This is a genomic window from Thermoplasmatales archaeon (assembly GCA_014361245.1).
Taxonomy (GTDB): Archaea; Thermoplasmatota; E2; order UBA202; family JdFR-43; genus JACIWB01.
Genome location: JACIWB010000054.1, coordinates 1 through 7,649, shown reverse-complemented (window position 1 = coordinate 7,649; position 7,649 = coordinate 1). Strand labels below are relative to the sequence as shown.

The 7,649-nt window shown below is 34.3% G+C and carries 11 protein-coding genes; 10 read left to right on the top strand and 1 reads right to left on the bottom strand.

Annotated elements, in window-relative coordinates; genetic code table 11:
• Positions 1–326: 326 nt before the first annotated feature.
• Positions 327–818, bottom strand: coding sequence for an IS6 family transposase (locus H5T45_06950; protein MBC7129444.1), 492 nt, complete (start codon positions 816–818; stop codon positions 327–329).
• 173 nt (positions 819–991) lie between these two features.
• Here H5T45_06950 and mfnA point away from each other — a divergent pair, with 173 nt between their 5' ends.
• From mfnA to H5T45_06900, 10 genes are all read left to right on the top strand, one after another.
• Positions 992–2,074 carry a tyrosine decarboxylase MfnA gene (gene mfnA, locus H5T45_06945; protein ID MBC7129443.1) on the top strand — a complete coding sequence of 361 codons (1,083 nt, stop codon included), beginning with the start codon at positions 992–994 and terminating at the stop codon, positions 2,072–2,074.
• Positions 2,071–2,613, top strand: coding sequence for an adenine phosphoribosyltransferase (locus H5T45_06940; GenBank protein MBC7129442.1), 543 nt, complete (start codon positions 2,071–2,073; stop codon positions 2,611–2,613). The genes mfnA and H5T45_06940 overlap by 4 nt, the downstream gene beginning before the upstream one ends.
• Positions 2,591–3,565, top strand: coding sequence for a diphthamide biosynthesis enzyme Dph2 (gene dph2, locus H5T45_06935; GenBank protein MBC7129441.1), 975 nt, complete (start codon positions 2,591–2,593; stop codon positions 3,563–3,565). Before H5T45_06940 ends, dph2 begins: the two co-directional genes overlap by 23 nt.
• Before the next feature lie 267 nt (positions 3,566–3,832).
• On the top strand, positions 3,833–3,997 hold the full coding sequence (locus H5T45_06930) for a hypothetical protein (protein MBC7129440.1): 165 nt from the start codon (positions 3,833–3,835) through the stop codon (positions 3,995–3,997).
• A 410-nt stretch (positions 3,998–4,407) separates the two neighbouring features.
• Positions 4,408–4,617: a 30S ribosomal protein S17e gene (locus H5T45_06925; GenBank protein ID MBC7129439.1), complete on the top strand. Its 210-nt coding sequence runs from the start codon at positions 4,408–4,410 to the stop codon at positions 4,615–4,617.
• On the top strand, positions 4,601–5,296 hold the full coding sequence (ribB, locus tag H5T45_06920) for a 3,4-dihydroxy-2-butanone-4-phosphate synthase (protein ID MBC7129438.1): 696 nt from the start codon (positions 4,601–4,603) through the stop codon (positions 5,294–5,296). The genes H5T45_06925 and ribB overlap by 17 nt, the downstream gene beginning before the upstream one ends.
• On the top strand, positions 5,278–5,706 hold the full coding sequence (locus H5T45_06915; protein ID MBC7129437.1) for an FAD synthase: 429 nt from the start codon (positions 5,278–5,280) through the stop codon (positions 5,704–5,706). Before ribB ends, H5T45_06915 begins: the two co-directional genes overlap by 19 nt.
• Positions 5,703–6,164, top strand: a complete 462-nt coding sequence (locus tag H5T45_06910) for a riboflavin synthase (GenBank protein MBC7129436.1) — start codon at positions 5,703–5,705, stop codon at positions 6,162–6,164. The genes H5T45_06915 and H5T45_06910 overlap by 4 nt, the downstream gene beginning before the upstream one ends.
• A gap of 394 nt (positions 6,165–6,558) precedes the next feature.
• Positions 6,559–7,347: a CPBP family intramembrane metalloprotease gene (locus H5T45_06905; protein ID MBC7129435.1), complete on the top strand. Its 789-nt coding sequence runs from the start codon at positions 6,559–6,561 to the stop codon at positions 7,345–7,347.
• A 33-nt stretch (positions 7,348–7,380) separates the two neighbouring features.
• The coding region (locus H5T45_06900; protein ID MBC7129434.1) for a hypothetical protein at positions 7,381–7,649 on the top strand (269 nt) is incomplete at its 3' end.

The window sequence follows — 7,649 nt, the reverse complement described above, 5'->3', positions numbered from 1 at the left end:
TCCCATCCCATTTTAATCAAAAAAATGATGGGATCCTCTCTTTATTTTTTTATAAATTTTTCAGGCTACGAGTTATACCAAAAATGGTTAGCCTTTTATATGATGAAGCCTAATCTGTATCCGCCGTTAACTTTAGCATTGCAGCACCTCCTACAACGCTACTATAAATCTTTCATATTCATTATCCATTGTTATCCCCCTACAATAAAAAACTGGAGTTATTGGATAAACTCTGATGGCTTCGTATCCAATTATAATAGAAAACATAAATGGAAAACCAGAGCTTCACATGTTTTATTTTTCATCTCTTGCTTGGAAAATAGTTATCAAAATGTTCTATCTTTTATTGTTTCAATTACCCTTTCCACATAATTTCTGATGCCCCCAGAAATAATCTCATGATGAATCCCGTATCTTTTCAGTATCAAATATGGCCTTCCATCTGTTATAGCAACAGATGGCAATTTTCCATACATGTTTTGCATCGCACAAATCAATTTTTTACAGGCCATGTTTGTTCTGCTCCTATTTATCATAAAGAAGACAATCTTTCTTGTTTCTGGTTCAATGACAAACCAAAACCAGAAATTCATATCCCCTATCTGAAGAGATGTCTCATCAATGACAACACAATAGGGCATTTTATCTGCGATGCTATTTTCCAATACACCCCCGAATTTGTGCAGCCATTTCCATATGGCAGTTCTGCTTCTCCTTACGAATATGCGAATTGCCATAGAAACATCCCTTAGCGACAATCTGCACAGATACAGAAATACGCTGTAAAGTATTATTTCCACCGGGGTTCTTTCTCTCATAATGATACATTTTTCTTTCAATAAATATTTCAATAATTGCATCCCATCCCTTTTTTGCATTTTATCACCAAATGCATCTATAGGATGGGATGCATATTTTTATCGAAAATTTTGGTTAAGCTAACAGCACCTTTATTCGCCTAAAAGATTATTAAATTCATAAATATAATTTTATGGATTTGTTTGATGAATTGAAAAAAGCAAAGGAGAAGGATGCGAAATTTAAAAATATAATTGGTTCGATGTGCACATTGCCCCACAGGGTTGCAAGGAGAGCATTTCAAATGTTCGTGGAAACAAATCTTGGCGATTATGAGCTTTTTCCTGGGACTAAAGAAATTGAAGAAGAAGCAATAAAATGGATTGCAAAACTGATGCATGCGCCGCCAAGCTATGGAGGAATTTCCACCTCTGGAGGGACTGAAAGCAACATAACATCTTTATGGATATTTAAAAAATTGAGCGGGGGGAATGAAATAGTTCTGCCAAGGCAGGCACATTTTTCCTTTATTAAGGCGGCAAATCTGCTTGATTTAAATCTGAATTTTGTTAATTGTAAATTTTTTATGAAAGCAAAAGATGTGAAGAAAAAAATATCTTCAAAAACACTATGTGTTGTGGGAATAGCTGGAAACACAAATTTTGGATACATCGATGAGATAGAAGAAATAGCGGAAATATGTAGTGAGGAAAATGTTTTCATGCATGTTGATGCAGCTTTTGGAGGGTTCATCGCTCCCTTTGTTAGCGAAAAAAAATTTGATTTCAGAAGCAAAATAAGCAGCATTTCGGTAGATGCTCACAAGATGGGCATGGCATGCATTCCATGCGGTTTTCTGATATTCAGGGAAAAAAGCTGGCTCGAAGAAATAAAGATAAGGAGCAAATGCACCCATACCAGATATCAGGCGAGCCTGCTTGGCACAAGGCCTGGGGCGGGCGTTGTTTCTGCTTATGCGGTGATGAGGCATGTGGGAAGGAGTGGCTACAGGAAGGTTGCTAAAAGCTGTATGGAAAAAACTTTTTATATGGCTGGATTGCTTGATGAAGTGGGCGTGGAATATTTTAAGCCAGAGCTTAACATAGTTGCGATAAAAACAAATGAGGCGTTTAAAGTTGCAAAAAAACTTGCTAAAATTGGATGGTTTGTGGGTATAGATGAGGAAAATGGGACAATAAGATGTGTTATTATGCCACATGTGAGCAAGAGAATGATTAATAAATTTGTTGGTGATTTAGAAAAGGTGATAAAATGAGTTTGTTAAAAGAATCGATAAAAGAAGCACCTATTATAAAGAAAGGCGATTATAATTATATTGTTCATCCCGTAACTGATGGAATACCATTTATTGAGCCAGAAATTGTTGAAGAAATTGTTGATGAAATAATAAAAGAAATGCCTCCCTGTAATAGGATTTTAACCATTGAAGCGATGGGCATACCCATAGCAACAGCATTATCTCTTAAAACTGGATTGCCATTTACAATAGTGAGGAAGAGGAAATATTCTCTGCCTGGAGAGAAGGAGGTTATACAGAAGACGGGATATTCAGAAACAAGATTATATATAAATGGAATAAGTAAAGGAGATGAGATTGTTATTGTTGATGATGTTATAAGCACTGGTGGAACACTTATTGCGGTTGTTAATGTATTGAAAGAAATTGGGGCAAAAATAAAAGGGATATTTATTGCAATAAATAAAGGGAATAAGGAAGAGATTGAGAAAAAAATAGGAATTAAGATAAAAACGCTTGTTGATATAGAAGTGAATGATGAAGTTAGGATACTATAAAATTGACGAAAATAAATTACTCGAGGAGGCAAAGGGTAAAATAGCAATTAGATTGCCAGCCGGTTTTATCAATTATGCACAAGAAATAATTGATTTTTTAGGAGAGAATGGAAAAGAAGCATTTTTTATTGGGGAGCCATGTTATGGAGCTTGCGATTTTTTTGAGTACGAAGGAATAGATAAAATAATTTTTATTGGCGAAGCAGAAATGCCGTATTTAAAGAAAAAATACAGTATTGCAGCCATTGAAGCAATTTTTGATTTTGATGAAAATTTTCTTGAAGATGCATTACCCTTTATTAAAGGAAAAAATATTGGGTTAGCAAGCATAACTCCCTTTATTCATAAAATAGGGGATTGTAAAAAATTTTTTGAAAAAAGAGGTTATGAAGTTTTCATTGGTAAAAAAAGCAGGAGAACAAAATATGATGGGCAGATTTTAGGATGCGACTTTTCTTCAGCAAAAATGATAGCAAAAAATGTTGAATGTTTTGTTTTTATAGGAGATGGTTTTTTTCATCCTGTTGGGCTATATATAGCAACAAAAAAAGATGTTATAGTTGCAAATCCTGTTGAAAAAAGAATTTATAAAGAGGAAATTAAAGATATGGCTGAAAAAATAATTAAAAAAAGATATGCTACAATTTATAAAGCAAAAGATGCAAGAAAATTTGGGATAATAGCAAGCAGGAAAGCAGGGCAAAATAGAATGGAGTTAGCAAAAAAATTAAGAAGAAAAGTAGAAGAAAAAGGAAGAAAAGCATGCATTCTCCTTATGGATGAAATTGATGAAAAAATAAATTACTTAGATTTTGATTGCTTCGTATGCACCGCCTGCCCTCGCATAGCTATTGATGATGCAGAAAAATTTAAAAAGCCGTTGCTAACCCCTTTTGAACTGGAAATTTTGTTTGAAGAAAGAGAGAACTATGTTCTGGATGAGATTTATTAAAAAGGTTGAAAGATATTTTACATGAGCTGTATATTAATTTATCGTAGATTTTGATATTTCAATAGCAATCAATTTTTTCTTTTTTTCCGCGGTGATGTAGCGTAGTTACTGAAAAAATTTGGTAAATTAGTTGGGAGGAAAATGCAATATCCTTTGTGTAAGCTTTCTCTAATATCTTAGTAGAGGCTATACAGAAATTTTTTAGAAAAATACGATGAAGCAGAAAGATGCTTCATTGCAAATCACAGCTAAAAAAGGAATATTTAGATGAAAAAACTGCAATACACCTTTCTACTAAGATGCAAATATGGAAAGCTTGTAGTTGAGCTCTATTTATGGATGAGAGTTTCAATGCCATTTGATAGGGTTCAATTTGGAAAGAAGCAAAGGAAGAGTAAATATAAAAATGTTGAAGAACTAAGAAAAAGATAAAGAAATGAAGAAATAAAAAATTATCCAGATGATTTTGTGTTGCATATTATTTACCACATCTACATCGTCAATGATTTGCTTTCCTTCCTATTTTAATTGGTTTATGGCAAGGATTCTTTTTTTAGCATATAAAAATGCTAACCTATATTATGCATAGGGAAATAAAAGAAGAAAATGATGAATTTATTGGGGCTTTATCTACAAATGCTATAGAAGGAGGGAATTGAAGATTTTGCTTATTCTTTTATTTAAGAATGGTAAGCAAACAGAAAGTTTCGCTCATTCACAAGTAATTTCAAAAATTAAATTTTTGCTGTGAAAAATTAGGTTTTCAATTATAATGCTACATCACCTTTTTCCGCAATAAAAAACATTTTATATATAAAACATATTTCTTGCAAGGTGGTCAATTGGGAAACATAAAGCCTTCATTCATAAAAAATGTAGCATTGGAGCTAATAAACAAATTTCCAGATGTATTTAGTGATGATTTTGAAAAAAATAAATTGATGGTTGAAAAATTCACCACAATAAAATCAAAAAATACCCGCAACAGGGTTGCTGGTTATATTGCAAGGATAATGGAGGATAGAAAGAAGAAAAATGAAGAAGGAAGTTGAGGAAGCAATAAATGAGTTAAAAAAAGGTAATTTTATTCTTGTATATGATGCTGATGGGAGGGAAGAGGAAACTGATTTTTTTATTCATGCGGAATTTGTTAAACCAGAATCCATATATAGGATGCGGAGGGATGGAGGGGGACTTATATTCATAATGGTAAGTTATGATATTGCTCAAAAACTTGGCTTACCCTATCTTTCAGAAATAATTTATAATTGCTCTGATAAATGGCATGTTTTTAAGGAAATTATTCCAGATGATATTCCATATGATACAAAATCCTCTTTCTCTCTCACCATAAATCACAGAAAAACTTTTACTGGAATAAGAGATATAGATAGAGCGATGACAATATCTAAATTTGCTGAAACTGTTAAAGAGGTAAAAAATCTTGAAAGCAAGGAAGCAATGCATATTTTTGGAAAAAATTTCAGGAGCCCGGGGCATGTGCCAATATGCATTTCTGCAAAAAGGCTATTGAAAGAAAGGCAAGGGCATACAGAGCTGGGAATTGCTCTTGCGGAGCTTGCGGGGCTGGCGCCTGTTATGGCCGGCTGTGAGATGCTCGATTTTGGGGAGAGCTTGAGCAAGAGGAAGGCGATGGATTATGCTGAAAAGCACGGGATGGTTTTTGTTGAGGGGCGTGATGTGGTGGAAGCATGGGAAGAAAGAGAGTGATGGCGAGCGGGGTTTTTGATTTAATTCATATAGGGCATTTGCATTATCTTGAAGAGGCGAAAAAATACGGGGATGAGCTTATTGTTGTTGTTGCATGTGATGAAACTGTGAGGAAGAAGAAATATCAGCCGATAATGCCAGCTGAGGAAAGGAGAAAACTTGTTGAGGCATTGAAGCTAGTTGATAAGGCAATTGTTGGGTATGAAGATGATTTTCTTAGAATAGTTGAGGAAATAAAGCCAGATATAATAGCTCTTGGATATGACCAGCATTTTGAAGGGCTTGAGGAAAAGTTAAGGGGGAGAGGCATAAATGCAAAAATTGTAAGATGCGGAAAATATGATGGAGATTTAAATAAGACGAGAAAGATTGTTGAAAAAATAAGGAAAATGGAGGCGCTATATAAATGAAAATAATTGGTATAGCAGATACAACCTTTTCAAGATATGATATGGCAAAAGCAGCTATCGATGAATTGAAGAAAAATGCAGTGGGTATAAGAATTGAAAGATATACAGTTCCAGGAATAAAGGATTTGCCAGTTGCAGCAAAAAAATTGATTGAAGAAAGAAACTGCGATATAGTTATGGCTTTGGGAATGCCAGGAGCAATGCCAATAGACAAGCAGTGTGCTCATGAAGCTTCTCTTGGCTTGCTCGCGGTTCAGATACTTACAAATAAGCACATCATCGAAGTTTTTGTTCATGAAGATGAGGCAAAGGATGAAAAAGAGCTTGCTTGGCTTGCTGAAAGGAGAACAAGAGAGCATGCCTTAAATGTAATAAATTTGCTATTCCATCCAGAAAAATTGCAAAGGCAAGCAGGCACAGGGCAAAGACAGGGTTTTGAAGATGCAGGCCCACTGTAAGAATTGCAAAAACTTTGCTCCTCAGATCGATATTTGGTTGAAGTTGGCGAAATAGAGAAGTTTTTAAAAAGCTGAAATCTTTTTCTAATCCCAAATCTGTTGAAGGAGTTTGATTATGGGAAATCTTCATAGAATAGAGGGAAAGAGACGAAAAATTTGTTAAAAGGACGGGATTTGCCTTAATGGGTTAGTTAGCTTTTAAAGATAAGAAAGCAAAAGTGCTAAATGGATTGCCAAAGATGCAATCAAGGAGCTAAAGAGCAATGAAATCCAAGAAAGATTGAAAACAAGAGGGAAATAAAATGGGCTGACTGGCGGTTGCGGGCGTTTTTGATGTTTTTAGCTTATCTACTGCAAATCACAAAACTTAATAATTTAAAGTGTATACATAAAAATGGATACGCCAGATGAGAAAAGAAATCTGTTGCTATTCTTTTTAGTGGCTTTTGCTTGGTCATGGTTGCTTTGGCTTCCTGAAGTTTTATGGAATTTTCGCCTTTATCTTGCCCCATTTGGTCCAACTTTGTCTGCTTTTATCCTTACCTACGCAAATGATGGATTAAATGGAGTTAAAGAATTGCTTAAGAGAGGTATTGATTTCAGATTCAAGAAGATATGGTGGATTCCTATATTTTTCCTAATGCCAGCTATTGTGGGATTTTCTCTTTTGCTATCTATTCTTAGCGGTAGCTACGCTGAAATTGCAATTTTATCTCAACCCTTGGTTATAATACCCGCATTTTTCTATATTTTGTTTTTGGGCGGTCCTTTGGCTGAAGAATTTGGCTGGAGAGGATATGCTCTTGATAGATTGCAAGCTCGTTATAGTGCTCTTCTTTCCAGTATTTTTCTTGGGGTTGTTTGGGGGTTATGGCACCTTCCTCTATTTTTTATGAGCGGGCAAGATATATATCACAATATTCCCATTCCTGCTTTTATTCTTGGCACAATTTTCCTCTCCATTCTTTTCACATGGATATATAATAATACGGGAAGGAGCATTTTTGCAGTTTTAATCTTCCACACGATGGGAAATCTATCTCATTTTATCTTTCCCGCAATGGCAACATCTCTTGGGGGCTTATATTCCTTGATAATCAACATAGTCGTTGTAATAATTATTTTAATTATATTCGGCTCAAAAAGAATGGTTCGTGCAGTATCTCCGAAAGTGAAAATTTAGAAAAAATTATTTCCTGAGGCAAAATCCCAGATTATGGAAAAAGAAAGGATAATGCCTCAGGCAAATAGTAAATCTTTAAGGAAATTAAATAGATTTTGTTTTAGTTTGGTAAGAAATATTATTAACTTTCATTCTAATAAAAATTCGATATATGAAGATGAAAAAATTTTGAAGGGGATAACATTTTGCTCAATAAGGGGAAGATACCTTGAAAATGGTTGCAAAAGATTGGAAGAAATAACAAAATATAAAATTCCAGATGCTGACACAGTTTATACAAGATTAAGTAAGAAAAATTTTAA